The organism is Mycolicibacterium sp. lyk4-40-TYG-92 (assembly GCF_030209435.1).
GTDB lineage: Bacteria > Actinomycetota > Actinomycetes > Mycobacteriales > Mycobacteriaceae > Mycobacterium.
The window spans coordinates 29,704-46,614 of record NZ_JARVRX010000030.1; the positions used below are offsets into that span (position 1 = coordinate 29,704).

A 16,911-nucleotide genomic window follows, 5' to 3' on the forward strand; every position below is an offset into this window, starting at 1 on the left:
GAATCTCTCAGGCACCGACGACAGAGGGGGAGGGAAGCCCCTAACGTCTGGAGAGGCCGTCATGACCGACAGCACGTCCCGTTCCTCTGCCGAGCACCACCAACTCCGCTTCGTCGACCGGCACATCGGTCCGGATGCCGACGCGGTGGCCACCATGCTCGGGGTCATCGGCGTCGAGTCATTGGAAGAGCTTGCCGCCAAGGCGTTGCCCGCGGGCATTCTCGACGCGCTGTCCAGCGCCGGCCTGGCGCCCGGTCTCGACGAGCTGCCGGCCCCGGCGTCCGAGGAGCAGTCGCTGGCCGAGTTGCGTGCGCTGGCCGAGACCAACACCGTCGCGGTGTCGATGATCGGTCAGGGCTACTTCGACACCCTGACCCCGGCCGTGTTGCGCCGCAACATTCTCGAGAACCCCGCCTGGTACACGGCCTACACGCCGTACCAGCCGGAGATCAGCCAGGGCCGTCTGGAGGCCCTGCTCAACTTCCAGACCATGGTCACCGACCTGACCGGCATGGAGATCGCCAACGCCTCCATGCTCGACGAGGCCACCGCCGCGGCCGAGGCCATGACGCTGATGCACCGTGCGGTCAAGGGCGACTGCCGCCGCCTCGCGGTCGACGTCGACATCTACCCGCAGACGGCCGCCGTGCTGGCCACCCGCGCCGAACCGCTGAACATCGAGATCGTCACCGTTGACCTGCGCGACGGTCTCCCCGAGGGCGAGTTCTTCGGCGTCATCGTCCAGGTGCCCGGGGCCAGCGGATACGTCAATGACTGGAGCCGACTGGTCGATCAGGCCCACGAGCGCGGCGCGCTGGTCGCCGTCGGCGCGGACCTGCTGGCGCTGACGCTCGTCACCCCGCCCGGTGAGATCGGCGCCGATGTCGCGTTCGGCACCACGCAGCGTTTCGGGGTGCCGATGGGCTTCGGCGGCCCGCACGCCGGCTACCTGGCCGTGCACAGCAAGCACGCCCGGCAGCTGCCCGGCCGTCTGGTCGGTGTCTCGGTCGATGCCGACGGCGCCAAGGCCTACCGGCTGAGCCTGCAGACCCGCGAACAGCACATCCGCCGTGACCGCGCCACCAGCAACATCTGCACCGCCCAGGTGCTGCTCGCGGTGATCGCCGCGATGTACGCCAGCTACCACGGGCCGCGCGGGCTGACCGCGATCGCGCATCGGGTCCACGGCCACGCGCTGGCTGTGGCGATGGGCCTGAAGGAGGCCGGTGTCGAGGTCGTGCACGCGAAGTTCTTCGACACCGTCCTGGCTCGCGTGCCCGGCAAGGCCGAGCAGGTGCAGGCGGCCGCCAAGGAGCGCGGCATCAACGTGTGGCTGGTCGACGCCGACCACATCTCGGTGTCGTGCGACGAGGCGACCACCGCCGACCACGTCGACGCCGTGCTCGCGGCGTTCGGCGCGACGCGCGGCGGCCACCACTGGGACGGCCCCGAGATCCACACCCGCACTTCGGAATTCCTGACGCACCCGGCGTTCTCGCGGTACCGCACCGAGACCGAGATGATGCGCTACCTGCGTTCGCTCGCCGACAAGGACATCGCGCTGGACCGCAGCATGATCCCGCTGGGCTCGTGCACCATGAAGCTCAACGCGGCCGCCGAGATGGAACCCATCACCTGGGCCGAGTTCTCGCGGCAGCATCCGTTCGCCCCGGCCTCGGACACCCCGGGGCTGCGCAAGCTGATCGCCGACGTGGAGTCCTGGCTCGTCAGCATCACCGGCTACGACTCGGTGTCGCTGCAGCCCAACGCCGGGTCGCAGGGCGAGTACGCGGGCCTGCTGGCCATCCGCGCCTACCACGAGGCGCGTGGTGAGGCAGGCCGCAACATCTGCCTGATCCCGTCCAGCGCGCACGGCACCAATGCCGCGTCGGCCGCCATGGTGGGCATGAAGGTCGTCGTCGTGGCGTGCCGCGAGAACGGCGACGTCGACCTGGACGACCTGCGCGCCAAGGTCGCCGAGCACGCCGGTGACCTGGCCGCGCTGATGATCACCTACCCGTCCACGCACGGCGTCTACGAGCACGACGTCGCCGACATCTGCGCCGCGGTGCACGACGCCGGCGGTCAGGTCTACGTCGACGGTGCCAACCTCAACGCCATCGTCGGGCTGGCCCGGCCGGGCAAGTTCGGCGGCGACGTCAGCCACCTGAACCTGCACAAGACGTTCTGCATCCCGCACGGCGGCGGTGGTCCGGGTGTCGGCCCGGTGGCCGTGCGCTCGCACCTCGCGCCGTACCTGCCCGGCCACCCGCTGGCCACCGAGCTCGCCGACGACCACACCGTCTCGGCGGCGCCGTACGGCTCGGCATCCATCCTGCCCATCACGTGGGCGTACATCCGGATGATGGGCGCGGCGGGTCTGCGCGCGGCGACGCTGACCGCCATCGCGTCGGCCAACTACATCGCCCGTCGCCTCGATGAGCACTACCCGGTGCTCTACACCGGCGAGAACGGCATGGTCGCGCACGAGTGCATCCTGGACCTCCGGGCCATCACCAAGGCCACCGGCGTCACCGTCGACGACGTGGCAAAGCGCTTGGCGGACTACGGTTTCCATGCACCGACCATGAGCTTCCCGGTGGCCGGCACGCTGATGGTCGAGCCCACCGAGAGCGAGAGTCTGACCGAGGTCGACGCTTTCATCGCCGCGATGATTGCGATCAAGGCCGAGATCGACCAGGTCGGTTCCGGTGAGTGGCCGGCGGACGACAACCCGCTACACAACGCGCCGCACACCGCCGAGTGCCTGCTGGTCGATGAGTGGAAGCACCCCTACACCCGCGAGCACGCCGCCTACCCGCTGGGCAAGGGCTTCCGGCCGAAGGTGTGGCCGCCCGTCCGCCGCATCGACGGCGCGTTCGGTGACCGCAACCTGGTCTGCTCCTGCCCGCCGATCGAGGCCTTCGCCTGATTCCGCGAGCGGCCGTGTCTGCACACGACACGCCGTGCGTTCCGCGCAAAAACGTCCCGCTCAGAGCTGCTGAGCGGGACGTTTTTGTACATGTCCAGCGGCGTGTTGCCGTACAAACACGGCCGCTCGCGGGAAGTGGGGTTACCTAGGGCAGGGCGGCGGCGACCGCGTTGACCAGTTCAGGGGCCGCCGAAGTGGGCATGCTGGTGAACGTGCCGCCGGTGAGCTGCGCGACGGCCTGCCACGCCGAGCCGTCCGAGTCGCTGCCGATGTCGATGACGTTGACCGCCAGCGGTCGGGCCGGATCGAACGCCGACTTGATGTAGTCCTGCAGGCCCTGGCCGTCCAGCGACTGGTCGGTGTGCGGGCCGGAGGTGATCAGCAGGATCGAGTTCGCCTGGCCGTCGACATATTTGGACATCGCGTCGCCGTAGAGCATGCGCAGCGTCGTGAACGAGACGTGACCGCCGCCCGACGAGCTCTGGTTGTTCAGGTTCGAGATCAGCTGCGTCGAATGCGCCTGGTCGCTCAGCGGAGCCGACGGAATCTCGTTGCGGCCCGACACCCCGTCGAACGTCCACAGGCCCACCGAACTGTTCGGCGACATCGCCTTGAGCCGGTCCATGAGGGCTGTGGTCACGTTGCCGAGCCGGGTCTTGGCGCCGTCACTGGTCGGCATCGACTGGTCCAGCATGATCGTCACGGCGACGTTCTTGGAGGTGCCACCGACGGCATTGGCCAGCGTCGCCCGCGTACCCGTGTCGCCGACTGCGAGGGCGTCGGGCAGGGAGCCGAGGTTCACGACGTCGTTCTTCGGGGGCGTGCCGCCGTCGACGCGGAAGCCGGCCTTGGACAGCTCGGCGAGCTGTTCGGGCTTGCGCAGGAAGCGTTCGAACTCGCTGGCCGCGGTGACCTCCTCGTGCGACAGGCCCTCGGCGGCGAGCAGCACGGCGGGATAGTCGGCGATTGCCGGTGCGCCCGGCGGCAGCCAGGCCGCCAGCTTGCCCTTGGCGTTGTCGGTGTGTTGCGCCCGCTGGTAGAGCTGCTGTTCGGTGGTGACGACGGCGTGCACCGGCGCCGTGGCCGGGTCGCTCGCGGAGATCAGCGCGTCCAGCGCCGTCGAGACCTTGGGATCCGAGAGCTTCGGCTGCGCGGCCGTCAACCGGTGTACGGCACCGGCTCCGGCGTTGACCGGACCACCATTGGCCGCAGCGGAAGCGACGGCCTCGGCGGCCAGGTATGCCGCGTCACTGTTGTCGACGGTCGGCACGGCCAGCCGCAGCGAACCCCAGCCCGGCAGGCTCAGGCCGTCCAGCGCCGTCGGTGTCGTCTGCAGCGCGGGCAGGGTGCCCCAATTCTGTTGGGCCAGTGCATCTTTGAGTTGGGGCCGGACGGCCAACAGCACCGGCGAGGTTGCCAGCGACTTGGCTTCACCGCTGACGGCCTGCTCACCGGCACCGGCCACGAGCCGGGCTGCGGACACCGAGCTGGCCGGAACCCACAACGCGGGCCGCGGCCCCAGGTTCGACGGCCACTTGTTCACCACGCCGTCGACGACGGCGGTCGGATCGGTCGCCTTGACCTCGACCTTGACGCACTTGTCGCCGATGGGCGCGGCGGACTGGTTGTACTTGCCGGCCAGTGAGTTGAGCTGGTCGGAGATCGACGGGTCGGCCAGCACGGGCACGCTGACCGAGCCGGACACGCACCGCGCCGAGGCCTCGCGGCTGCGGTCGGACAGCACGCTGCCGAAGAAGCGCCACAGGATCACCGCGGCGACGACGACCACGACGGTCACCAGCGCGGCGATGACGCCGACGCTGACGCCGCGGCGCTTGGTCTGGATGGCCCGGTGGCTGCCGGTCCATTCGCCGCCCTCCCAGTCGCCGCCGTGCGAGCGGACCGAGGCCCGGCGGGGGACGGACGGGAACGCCTGGGTGACGGTGTCGGAGCCGGTGAGGTCGGGCTGGTCCGAATAGTCGGGCTCACCGTAGTCGGCGTCGGGCTCGTCGGTTTCGTACCGGTCGCCGGGGCCGGCGGGCGGAGCAGCGGCTGGGATATGGGAAGGCGGGGTGGCGGCAGGCGGCATCCCGTGCATCTCGGCCCAGTCGTCCGGGACCCGGAAACCGAGTGCGCCCGTGGCGGTTTCGTCGGCTTCCGGGATGTCCGGCGACAACGCGTCGTTGTCGGAGATCTCGGCGTCGCGTGATTCGTCGGCGTTCGATTCGTCGTCGTCGGGAGCTCTGTGCCTACCCATTGGTGTTTGCTCCTGGTGTCGGCGTGCAATCGGCGGACCCGTGTCGAGTGACGCGGGCCCGCCGAAGTTTAATCAATAGTGATGGGGGAGTTGACCGTTCACGAACCGGCGTGTGCGGCCTTGAACTCCCGCCGGCGCCGATGCAGGATCGGCTCGGTGTAACCGTTGGGCTGGGCGCAACCCTCGAGGATCAGCTCCTGCGCGGCCTGGAAAGCGATGCTGCCCTCCGGATCCGGCGCCATCGGCAGGTACGCCGAGTCGCCGGCGTTCTGCTCGTCGACCACCGCGGCCATCCGGCGCAGGCTCGCCTTCACGTCGTCCTCGGTGATGACGCCGTGCCGCAGCCAGTTGGCCAGCAGCTGGCTGGAGATGCGCAGCGTGGCGCGGTCCTCCATGAGCGCGATGTTGTGGATGTCCGGCACCTTGGAGCAACCGACGCCCTGGTCGATCCAGCGCACCACGTAGCCGAGGATCGACTGGCAGTTGTTGTCGATCTCCTCGTGGATCTCCTCCGGCGCCCAGGCCAGCTCCTTGGCCAGCGGGATGGTCAGCAGTTCGGTCAGCGTGGTGCGCTTCTTGCCGGCCAGTTCCTTCTGGACCTCGGACACGTCGACCTGGTGGTAGTGCATGGCGTGCAGGGTCGCGCCGGTGGGCGAGGGCACCCACGCGGTGGTGGCGCCGGCCTTGGGCTGACCGATCTTCTGCTCGACCATGTCGGCCATCAGGTCGGTCATGGCCCACATGCCCTTGCCGATCTGGGCGCGGCCGGCCAGGCCGCACGCCAGGCCGGCGTCGACGTTGGCGTCTTCGTAGGCCTTGATCCAGGTCTGGGTCTTCATGGCGCCCTTGCGGACCATCGGACCGGCCTCCATCGAGGTGTGGATCTCGTCGCCGGTGCGGTCCAGGAAGCCGGTGTTGATGAACACGACGCGGTCGGCGGCGGCCTTGATACAGGCCTTGAGGTTGACCGTGGTGCGGCGCTCCTCATCCATGATGCCGACCTTGAGCGTGGCCTCGGGCAGGCCGAGGACGTCCTCGACGCGGCTGAACAGCTCGCAGGTGAAGCCGACCTCGTCGGGACCGTGCATCTTGGGCTTCACGATGTACACCGAGCCGGTGCGGCTGTTGGTCAGCTTGCCGTTCTCTTCGGTGGACTTGAGGCCGTGCATGGCGATCAGGCCGGTGAACAGCGCGTCCTGGATGCCCTCGGGGATCTCTGTGACTTCGCCGCCGTCGCCGGCCATGACAATGGCGTCGTTGGTCATCAGGTGACCGACGTTGCGCACGAACAGCAGGCTGCGGCCCGGCAGGGTCAGTTCACCCTCGCCGTCCGGCGTGGTGAACACCCGGTCGGGGTTGAGCACGCGGGTGAAGGTCTTGCCGCCCTTGCTGACCTCTTCGGAGAGGTCGCCCTTGTTCAGGCCCAGCCAGTTGCGGTAGCCGAGCACCTTGTCATCGGCGTCGACGGCCGCGACCGAGTCCTCGAAGTCCATGATCGTGGTGATCGCGGACTCCAGCACGACGTCCTTGATGCCGGCCTTGTCGGTCGAGCCGACCGGCGAGGTGGGGTCGACCAGGATTTCGATGTGCAGGCCGTGGTGCTCGAGCAGCACCGACCACGAGGCGTCCCCGAGCTGGCCGGTGTAGCCGACGAACTCCTCCGGGTTGGCGAGTCCGCTCGAGAGTTCAGCTCCCAGCTCAGCCTGCAAGTGGTGCTCGTCGTCGATCTTCAGGCCGGTGACGTCGGCCCACGAGCCGGCCGCCAGCGGGACGGCCTGGTCCAGGAAACCCCGGGCGTAGGCGATCACCTTGTCGCCGCGCACCTTGTTGTAGCCACCCTTGCCGGCCTCGGCGCCGCCCTCGTCGGAGATGACGTCGGTGCCGTACAGCGCGTCGTACAGCGAGCCCCAGCGGGCGTTGGCGGCGTTGAGCGCGAACCGGGCGTTCAGGATCGGCACCACCAGCTGCGGTCCCGCGGTGCTGGTGATCTCCGGGTCGACGCCCGAGGTCGTGATGCTGAAGTCGGCCGGTTCCGGCTGCAGGTAGCCGATCTCGGACAGGAATTCCTGGTACGAGGTCTTGAACTCGTCGGTGTCGACGGGATCGATGACGCGGGCGCGATGCCACTTGTCGATCTGCGCCTGGAGGTCGTCACGGCGGGCCAGCAGGTCCTGGTTCTTCGGGGTCAGGTCGGTGACGACCTTGTCGACTCCCGCCCAGAAGCTGTCAGGATCGACCCCGGTGCCGGGCAGAGCCTCGTTGGTGATGAAGTCGTGCAGTACGCGGGCCACCCGCAGATTTCCCACCGTCACACGATCAGTCATTTTCTTCTTCCTCCTAAGCAGCCCATCCGGCGACCATCCACTTTACCCGCGGGTAACCGCAGCTCACCGGCGTGTCGGCCAATGAGAACCCGGTCACACCGTCATCGGGGTGTCGAGCCGGGCAAACCGACGGCGGGGACGCCGGGCGTATGCAGCCGTCCGGCCAGCCACGGCAGGGCCGCGGCGAATACCTCTGCGGCACTGGGGAACGTGTGGTCACCGCCGTGCGGGACCACCGAGCACTCGATACCGGCGGCGCTGACCAACGCACACATGTAGGTCGCGACGGCGGTGTGGCTCTCCGGATTGTCCGGCGGTTGCACGTTCGCCGGCGCGCCGGCCTGCGCCGGTTGATACACCACGGGCCCGTTCTCCGACACCGCGAACCAGCCTGCGATGCCGGTATACGGGCCGCGCTTGCGTACCACGGTCGCCGGGTCGAAGTGAGCGAATGCCGCCGCGTCACCGCCGAACAGGCGCGCGATGGTCTGGGGTTCGGAACCGGCGTTGGGCCCGACCTGGCCGTCCATGTCGACGAACGTCTGGAACAGCTCGGGGTGCATGACCGTCGTCATCACCGCGCACGTGCCACCGGCGGACCAGCCGACGATGCCCCACCGCGACGGGTCGGAACTCGCCGAGAATGTCGAAGCGACGAATGGCACAACATCTTTGGTGAGGTGATCGGCGGCCATGCCGCGCGGCCCGTTGACGCACTCGGTGTCGTTGGAGAACTGACCGCTGGTGTCCACGAACACCAGGATCGGCGCGTTGCCGCCGTGGGCGGCCGCGAACTCGTCGGCGGTGCGCTGGGCGCCACCGGCCGTCGGCCAGTCGGCGGGCCAGCCGAACTCGCCGCCCACCATGACCACCGCGGGTAATTGCGGGGCGTCCTTGGCGAACCAGGCGGGCGGCAGATAGACCAGCTCCGGACGGGCACGGAAACCCGATGCGGTGGTGGGAATCTGCACCGAGACGAGGACACCGCGGTCTGGACGTTCGCCCGAGCGGCGCATGGTCAGCGCGGTCTGCAGGTCGATCTCGCCGCGCAACTCGGCGCCGGTGGCGCGCTGCCACAGCGCCTCGACGGTCGGCAGGTAGCCGGTCCAGGTGTTCACCGCCAGCCCCGCGCACACCGCGCACAGTGGCACCACCGCAACGGCCACCGCGCGGCGCCACCAGTGCAGGCCCGGCCACCCGGCGATGGCGACGACGAGTGCCACCCCGGTCAGCACGAGCCACACCCACAGGGACGTCGGGGCCGGCCCGCCCGCGAGGCCCTGGTCGGAGATGAACCAGCTGGCAGCCAGCGCCAGGACGACGCCGGTCCCGAAGGCCACCGGCAGCCACAGCCGCAGCCAGCGCGGCGATCGCCGCCCGACCGCGACGACCAGCGCCAGCACCGTCACCACCTGGATCAGGGTCGGGAGCCAGCCGTCGAGCAGGCCGATGTTCATTCGGCGTCTCCGAGGTCCGCCGGCGGCGGAGGTGCGGGCTGCTCGTGGTGCGACGTCTGCACGGTGTCCGAGCTGGGCTGTTCGGCGGTCGAGGTCACCCCTTCGGTGTCCGAGCCCGACTGCCCGGTGTCGGAGTCGTCCGATTGCGAACTGGCCGTCGACGTCGGGGTGGTGGCGGTCGGGGTGGCACCGGAGCAGGTGTTCGGCGCGGGCACCCCGTTGAACCGGTCGGTGATCCAGCCGAGGGCGTCGGCCTGGTCGGGCTGGACGTAGTCGATGACGTCGCCCATGGCGCAGGCGCGTTCGACGGCCGCGGCGGTCTGTTCCGGCGGCACCAGCCCGTCGGGCGGTCCCGGCGTGATCAGCATCGGCGCGGCGGCCGGCGCCTGCGGCAGCGTCGCCTTGCGCAGGTAGCCGCGCAGCGCGTCGGCGGCGGCGGGCGTCGTCGGGCCGAGGTCGTTGGGGCCCAGCGAATCCAGCACGCCGGTGCGGTCGGCGACCGCCGGACCGCGGCAGGCCGACAGTGTGTCCCAGTGGTCGCGGGCGGCGCCGCGGCGGTAGTCCTCGATGGGGAATCCGGGGTAGGCCTGCGGCATGACCGCGAGGTACTGCTGCAGCATCAGCTGCTGGTCGCGGTTGAGATTCCCGTCGGCCGCGGCGGCGGCCAGCCATTCGAGCGCTGCGGTCGGGGCCAGCGCGACGGCACCCTGCGGGCGGAGCCCGCCGCCGTAGTCGGTGGCGAGCTCGGCGGCCGCCCAGGCCGCCTGACCGCCCTGCCCGGTGCCTACCGCGACCCAGTTCGTGGACGCGGCGGAGACCAGTTTGCGCGTCGCCCGCGCCAGGTCGATCAGGTTGAAGCCCTCGGTCGTGGAATCGAGATACGGGTGATAGGTCTCGTCGAGGCCGATGCCCTGATAGTCGGTGATCGCCACGAGATAGCCGGCGCCGACCATGAGCCGCACGGTCGGCAGCAGGCCCAGCAGGCTCGGCGACGACGACGGGGCGCAGCCGGATTTGATGCCGCTGCCCGGGTTGGCCAGGGCGATGATGCGCCAGCCGCCCTCGGGCGGTTTGCCCTTCGGCAGGAACACCGAGCCTGTCACCTTGGGGTGGCTGTCGTTGATGCCCGACGTGGAGACGTAGGTGATCCGCGCAGAGATGGCGGTCAGCCCGGCCAGTTCGGGGTCGACGGTTGTCAGCGGCTGCGCGGCGACGAGCGTGCCGGGGCCGGCGCCGCTGTAGTCACCCGGCAACACCTGACCGCTGCGCTGCGGGCTGCGTCCGGGTTGGTCGTCGGAGCAGCCGGCGACGGTCAGCACGACGACCAGGGCCGCGGCCGCGATGCGCAGCAGCGTCCGGGCCGTCACAGGATGCCGCCGTCGGTGTCGTGGTCGAGCAATGCCCGGCATGCAGACAGCAGTGAGTCCCGAAGCGGCACAGCGAGATTGGCGATGTCCTGCTGGCGGCGCACATACTCGGCGCGGCCCGTCGGGTCCTCGATGGCGATCGGCTCGATGCCGTAGTCGCTCAGGTCGTACGGGCTGGCCCGCATGTCGAGGACGCGTGCGTCCGCCGCGAGGTCAAGGCAATCCATCAAAAGATTCGACTCCAGCAAAGGTCCGAGCTTGTAACTCCATTTGTACAAGTCCATATTTGCGTGCACACAGCCCGGCTGCTCGGTGGCCGACTGGGCGTGTCGGGACAGGGTTTCGCCGTTGCGCGGTGCGGCCGCCTCGGTGAAGAACCGGAAGGCGTCGAAATGCGTGCACCGCAGCGGCATCGACTCGACCACGGCATCGGTGTCCGCGGCGCTCAGCCGCAGCGGCACCCGCGCGTGCCGCACCTCGGGAGCGCGGTACACCATGGCCCATTCGTGCAGCCCGAAGCAGTTCAGCCGCGCCGGGCGGGCCGCCGTCGCAGCCAACAGGTCCGCGACGAACGCGACGGTCTCCCGGCGGCCGGCGAGGTACGCAGGCGTCACCGTCACGGCGTCACCGCTGCGGCCGTACCCCGTCCGGTCGGTGAACCGCAGCGCGCCAGGACCGGTCAGCGCCCGGCCGAAACCCGGATGCCAGCGTCGCAACTGGCGGGGTTTGAGGCTGTAGTACGTGAACAGGAAGTCCCACACCGGATGCGGCTCGCCGGCCCGCATCCGTCGTTCATGCGGCGCCAGGAAGGTGTCGACGCGGTCCAGGTAGCGCTGTTCGCGCGTCGCCCAGTCGTTCTCGTCCAGGATCTGCAGCGGCGCGCACACCGTCTCAGACACGGTGGGTACCGTCGCGCACCACACCGACCAGGTCCTCCACGAGGTCTTCCAGCGTCACCATCGCGGTGACGTAGCCGTCGGTGGTCACCAGAGACAGGTGACTGTTGTTGCGGCGCAACCACGACAGCGCGTCGGCCACCGGCAGCGTCGAGGCGACCATGGGCAGTGGCCGCACCATGGACCGGTCCAGCACCGCGTCGTTGTCGTCCATGCACGGCAGCACGTCCTTGATGTGCAGATATCCGAGGTAGGCGCTGTGCCCGTCGGTGACGGGGAATCGGGAGTAGCCCGTCTCGCGCAACGCCTGGGCCACCGCACCCACCGTGGGACCGGTACCCGGCGCCGCGATCGGTACCGCGCGGATGTCCGGAAGCGGTATCGCGACGTCCTTGACCGTCCGGGTGCGGATGTCCAACGCGCGGGTCAGGCGGACGTGTTCCTCGGCGTCCAGCAGGCCTTCCGACAGCGATTCGGTCAGCATCTCGGACAGCTCGACCGACGAGACCGTGACGTCCAGTTCGTCCTTCGGCTCCACCCCGAGCAGTCGCAAGGTGCTGTTGGCGCACCAGTTGTAGAAGATGACGAACGGCCGGGCGATGCCCATGTAGACGAGGTATGGCGGGATCAGCAGCATCGCGGCCTTTTCCGGCCCGGCGATCGCGATGTTCTTCGGCACCATCTCGCCCAGCAGCACGTGCACCGTCACCACGATCGCCAGCGAGACGCCGAATGACACGGTGTGCAGCACCGTCGCCGGCACGCCGAGCGCGTCGAAGGGCTCCTCGAGTAGGTGCGCGACGGCCGGCTCGCCGACGCGGCCCAGCAGGATCGAGCAGATGGTGATGCCCAGCTGAGCGCCGGCCAGCATCATCGACAGCCGCTCACCGGCCCGCAGCACGGTGACGGCGCTGTGCTTGCCCTGTTCGGCGAGGGCCTGCAGGCGGTCACGGCGCGCCGAGATCAGCGCGAACTCGGCGCTGACGAAGAACGCGTTGGCGCCCAGCAGCACCATGGTCAGCAGGATGCCGAGGACGTCATTCATGGTCGGCTCCCGACTCGGCCGTTCCCGGTTCGCTGCCCAACTCGGTGAGTTCGAGCTGGTCGATGCGCCGGCCGTCCATCCGGACCACCGTCGCCTTCCAGTACACCGGGTCCAGCTCGGGGTTGTCCGGGTCGAACTCGGTCAGCACGACGGTGTCGCCGACATCGGGGATGTGGCCGAGTTCCTTGAGGACCAGGCCGCCGATGGTCTCGTAGTCGCCCTCGGGCGCGCGGAACGGCGTCTCGGTGTCCACTTCGTCGATCCGCATCAGACCTGACACCAGCCAGCCGTCGCGCACCTCGACGACGTCGGGGGTGGCGTCGTCGTGTTCGTCGCGCACATCGCCGACGATCTCCTCGATGAGGTCCTCGACCGTGACCATGCCGGCGGTGCCGCCGTACTCGTCGACCACCAGTGCGGTCTGCACGCCGTTGGCGCGTATCTGGGTCATCACCGCGTCACCGTCGAGGGTCGACGGTACCGTGGGGACGGGCCGCGCCAGCTGGGCCAGGCGGGTGCCGGCGCGCAGCTCGGTGGGTATCGCGAAGACCTGTTTGACGTGCACGATGCCGACGGTCTCGTCGAGGTCGCCGGCGACGATCGGGAAGCGCGAGAACCCGGTGCGGATGGCCGTCTCGATGAGGTCGGCGGCGGTGTCGGTGACTTCCAGCGACTCGATCATGGACCGGGGTGTCATGAGCTCCTCGGCCGTGCGGCCGCCGAATTGCAGTGAGCGGTCGATCAATTCGGCCGTCTGCGCATCCAGCGAGCCGCTTTCGGCGGAGTTGCGCACCAGCGCCAGCAGCTCTTGCGCCGACCGCGCCGAGCGGAGTTCCTCGGCGGGCTCGACCCCGAGCCGGCGCAGCACCCAGTTGGCGGTGCCGTTCGTCAGCTTGATCACGGGGGAGAAGACGAGGGAGAAGAACCATTGGAGCGGCACGGTGGCGCGCGCGGTGGGGACCGGCTTGGCCACGGCGAGGTTCTTGGGTACCAGCTCGCCGAACACCATCGATACCGAGGTCGCGATCAGCAGGGCCAGCGTCAGGGCCACCGCGTCGGTGAACGTCTCGGGCAGGCCGACGGCGTGCAGTGGGCCGCGCAGCAGCCGCGCCACCACGGGTTCGGCGAGATAACCGGTGATCAGCGTGGTGATCGAGATGCCGATCTGGGCACCCGAGAGCTGGAACGACAGGTTGCGGTGCGCGGTGCGGATGATGCGGTCGCGGCGGCCCCCGTCGCGGGCGTTGGCCTCGACGGTGCTGCGTTCCAGGGCCGTCAGGGAGAACTCGGCGGCGACGAAGATCGCCGTTCCGAGGGTGAGCAGGATGAACGCGGCAAGGCTCGCGATGGTCAGCGCGGTGGTCACCGTCCACCACCGCTCGGGGCGCCGGGCTGACGGCCCGGCCGGCTACTGGGAGGTTCGGAGTCGATCGCCTCGGGGCCCGGCTCGGGGAGCGCGTGATCGGCCTGGCACGCTCCCGACTGGCTCGGGGCGGTCAACGCCCCTACGGGTGCCTGCGGCACGTGCTCCCTTTCGCTGAATCGACACTCGACGGCCGTCCGACGCCTGCTGCGTTCACCGGCCGTACCGCAATGGTAGCTGGTCGGACCTTTCGGGCCTGCTCACCAACCCGTCGGCAGCGGGTGCCCTTCGGCGAATCCCGCGGCCGACTGCACCCCGAGCACCACCTTCTCGTGGAGCTCGGCCAGGTTTGCCGCGCCGACGTAGGTGCAGGTGCTGCGGACGCCGGAGGTGATGTGGTCGAGCAGGTCCTCGACCCCGCCGCGCACCGGGTCCAGCGCCATCTTCGACGACGAGATGCCCTCTTCGAACAGGGCCTTGCGGGCCCGGTCGAAGGCGCCGTCGGCGGCGGTGCGGGCCGCCACCGCGCGCTTGGAGGCCATGCCGAAGCTCTCCTTGTAGACGCGGCCCTCGCGGTCCATCAGCAGGTCGCCCGGTGACTCGTATGTGCCGGCGAACCACGAGCCGATCATCACGTTCGAGGCGCCCGCGGCCAGGGCCAGGGCGACGTCGCGCGGGTGCCGGACGCCACCGTCGGCCCAGACGTGGCCGCCGAGTTCCCTTGCCGCCGCGGCACATTCGACGACGGCGGAGAACTGCGGGCGGCCCACCCCGGTCATCATGCGGGTGGTGCACATGGCACCGGGACCGACACCCACCTTGACGATGGACGCGCCCGCGTTGATCAGGTCCCGGGTGCCGGCGCCCGACACCACGTTGCCGGCGGCCAGTGGCAGGCCGAGATCCAGCGCCGCCACCGCGGACAGCGCGTCGAGCATCTTCGACTGGTGTCCGTGCGCGGTGTCGACGACCAGGACGTCCGCTCCGGCTTCGGCCAGCGCCCGGGCCTTGGCGGCGACGTCACCGTTGATGCCGACGGCCGCCGCGATCCGGAGCCGGCCCTGCGCGTCGACGGCGGGGGTGTAGATGCCGGCGCGGACCGCCCCGGTGCGGGTCAGCACGCCGGCCAGCGAGCCGTCGGCGTTGGTCAGCACCGCCACGCCCGTTGGGGAGTGCTCCAGCAGGTCGAACACCTTGCGCGGCTCGGTGCCCGCGGGCGCGGAGACGAAATCGGTGGTGGCCACATCGCGGACCCGCGCGAAGCGGTCCACCCCGGCACAGCCGGCCTCGGTGACGAGGCCGAGCGGACGGCCCTCGTCGACGACCACCGCCGCGCCGTGGGCCCGCTTGTGGATCAGGGCGAGCGCGTCGGAGACCGAATCGTCGGGAGCCAGCACGACCGGGGTGTCGACCACCAGGTCGCGGCTCTTGACGAAGTCGACCGTGCCCCGGACCACGTCGACGGGCAGGTCCTGCGGCAGCACGACGATGCCGCCGCGGCGGGCCACGGTCTCGGCCATCCGCCGGCCCGCGACCGCGGTCATGTTGGCGACGACGATCGGGATGGTGGTGCCGGTACCGTCCGTCGTCGCCAGGTCGACGTCGAAGCGGGACGTCAGTTCCGAGCGCCCCGGAACCACGAAGACGTCGTTGTAGGTCAGGTCGTACGGGGGCCGGTGGCCGTCAAGAAACTGCACACTGCCAGCCTAGTGGTCCGGTTCCCTCGCGAGCAGACTGTTAAGCCTCGACCTCGGTGCGGTCGCCGCTCCACAGGGTGTGGAACTTCTTGCCCTCCGGCGCGTCGGTGCGGCCGTAGGTGTGGGCGCCGAAGAAGTCGCGCAGGCCCTGCGTCAGCGCGGCGGGCAGCCGCTCGGTGCGCAGCGCGTCGTAGTAGGACAGCGACGACGCGAAGCCCGGGATCGGGATGCCGAGCTCGGTGGCCGTCACCACGACGCGGCGCCAGCTGTCGATGCCCGACTCGACCGCGGCGCGGAAGTACGGCGCGGCCAGCAGCGTGGCCAGCTCCGGTTCGGCGTCGAACGCGTCCTTGATCCGGTTCAGGAACTTGGCGCGGATGATGCAGCCGCCGCGCCAGATGGTGGCCAGGTCACCGGGCTTGACGTTCCAGCCGTATTCGGCGCTGCCGGCCTCGATCTGGTTGAAGCCCTGCGCGTACGCGACGATCTTGGAGGCGTACAGCGCCTGCCGCACGTCTTCGATGAACTTCGTGGCGTCGCTCGGCTTCTCGCCGAGGTGGCCCGAGGCCAGGCCGACGGTCGCGCGGCGCTGCGGCACCGAGCCCGACAGGGCGCGGGCGAACACGGCTTCGGCGATGCCGGTGATGGGGATGCCGAGGTCCAGCGCGGACTTGACGGTCCAGCGGCCGGTGCCCTTCTGCTCGGCCTCGTCGACGATGACGTCGACCAGCGGCTTGCCGGTCTTGGCGTCGACCTGCTTGAGCACCTCGGCGGTGATCTCGATCAGGTAGCTGTCCAGGTCGCCCTTGTTCCATTCGGCGAACACGTCGGCGATCTGCCCGGCCGCCATGCCCAGGCCGTCGCGCAGCAGCTGGTAGGCCTCGCCGATGAGCTGCATGTCGGAGTACTCGATGCCGTTGTGCACCATCTTGACGAAGTGGCCGGCGCCGTCGGGGCCGATGTGCGTGCAGCACGGCACGCCGTCGACGTGCGCGGAGATCTCTTCGAGCAGCGGCCCGAGCGAGACGTACGACTCGGCCGGGCCGCCCGGCATGATCGACGGGCCGTTGAGCGCGCCCTCCTCGCCGCCGGAGATGCCCGCACCGACGAAGTGCAGCCCGCGCTCGCGGATGGCCTTCTCGCGGCGGATGGTGTCGGTGTACAGCGCGTTGCCGCCGTCGATGATGATGTCGCCGGGCTCCATGGCGTCGGCGAGCTCGTTGATGACGGCGTCGGTCGGATCGCCGGCCTTGACCATGATGATCACGCGGCGTGGTTTCTCCAGCGCGTCGAGGAATTCCGCGATGGTCTCACTGCGGACGAACTTGCCCTCCGAGCCGTGTTCGGCGATCAGGGCGTCGGTCTTGGCGACGGAGCGGTTGTGCAGCGCGACGGTGTAGCCGTGGCGGGCGAAGTTACGGGCGAGGTTGGAGCCCATGACGGCCAGGCCGGTGACCCCGATCTGGGCGGTAGCGGTGGTTGATTCCGGGTTTCCCGACGAGCTCACGGCTGGCCCTTTCGTTGTTTGGTTGTGGCGCACAGCATTTCGCACCGGCCAGGGCCGGTGCGGCGT

At 69.8% G+C, this 16,911-nt stretch carries 10 protein-coding genes; 1 reads left to right on the forward strand and 9 read right to left on the reverse strand.

Annotated elements, in window-relative coordinates; genetic code table 11:
- The first annotated feature begins 61 nt into the window (after positions 1 to 61).
- Positions 62 to 2,932 (forward strand): aminomethyl-transferring glycine dehydrogenase, encoded by a 2,871-nt coding sequence (gene gcvP, locus QRN63_RS28860; protein WP_285034498.1) that lies wholly within the window; start codon positions 62 to 64, stop codon positions 2,930 to 2,932.
- A gap of 145 nt (positions 2,933 to 3,077) precedes the next feature.
- Here the strand turns inward: gcvP and QRN63_RS28865 are convergent, their stop codons facing one another.
- From QRN63_RS28865 to gnd, 9 genes are all read right to left on the reverse strand, one after another.
- A complete protein-coding gene (locus QRN63_RS28865) occupies positions 3,078 to 5,189 on the reverse strand; it encodes a hypothetical protein (protein WP_285034499.1) in 2,112 nt (703 codons plus the stop codon).
- Positions 5,190 to 5,287: 98 nt separating this feature from the next.
- Entirely contained in the window at positions 5,288 to 7,513 is a 2,226-nt protein-coding gene (locus tag QRN63_RS28870) for a malate synthase G (RefSeq protein ID WP_267317670.1), read from the reverse strand.
- A gap of 101 nt (positions 7,514 to 7,614) precedes the next feature.
- On the reverse strand, positions 7,615 to 8,970 hold the full coding sequence (locus QRN63_RS28875) for an alpha/beta hydrolase (RefSeq protein WP_285034500.1): 1,356 nt from the start codon (positions 8,968 to 8,970) through the stop codon (positions 7,615 to 7,617).
- Positions 8,967 to 10,337 carry a lipase family protein gene (locus tag QRN63_RS28880; RefSeq protein WP_285034501.1) on the reverse strand — a complete coding sequence of 457 codons (1,371 nt, stop codon included), beginning with the start codon at positions 10,335 to 10,337 and terminating at the stop codon, positions 8,967 to 8,969. The genes QRN63_RS28875 and QRN63_RS28880 overlap by 4 nt, the downstream gene beginning before the upstream one ends.
- Positions 10,334 to 11,236, reverse strand: coding sequence for a 3-methyladenine DNA glycosylase (locus QRN63_RS28885; RefSeq protein WP_267317667.1), 903 nt, complete (start codon positions 11,234 to 11,236; stop codon positions 10,334 to 10,336). The genes QRN63_RS28880 and QRN63_RS28885 overlap by 4 nt, the downstream gene beginning before the upstream one ends.
- Positions 11,229 to 12,278, reverse strand: a complete 1,050-nt coding sequence (locus QRN63_RS28890; RefSeq protein WP_267317666.1) for a hemolysin family protein — start codon at positions 12,276 to 12,278, stop codon at positions 11,229 to 11,231. The genes QRN63_RS28885 and QRN63_RS28890 overlap by 8 nt, the downstream gene beginning before the upstream one ends.
- Positions 12,271 to 13,644, reverse strand: a complete 1,374-nt coding sequence (locus tag QRN63_RS28895; RefSeq protein WP_267317665.1) for a hemolysin family protein — start codon at positions 13,642 to 13,644, stop codon at positions 12,271 to 12,273. The genes QRN63_RS28890 and QRN63_RS28895 overlap by 8 nt, the downstream gene beginning before the upstream one ends.
- A 257-nt stretch (positions 13,645 to 13,901) precedes the next feature.
- Positions 13,902 to 15,338 (reverse strand): GuaB1 family IMP dehydrogenase-related protein, encoded by a 1,437-nt coding sequence (locus QRN63_RS28900; RefSeq protein ID WP_267317664.1) that lies wholly within the window; start codon positions 15,336 to 15,338, stop codon positions 13,902 to 13,904.
- A 40-nt stretch (positions 15,339 to 15,378) separates the two neighbouring features.
- Positions 15,379 to 16,845, reverse strand: a complete 1,467-nt coding sequence (gene gnd / locus QRN63_RS28905) for an NADP-dependent phosphogluconate dehydrogenase (protein ID WP_267317663.1) — start codon at positions 16,843 to 16,845, stop codon at positions 15,379 to 15,381.
- Positions 16,846 to 16,911: the final 66 nt, after the last annotated feature.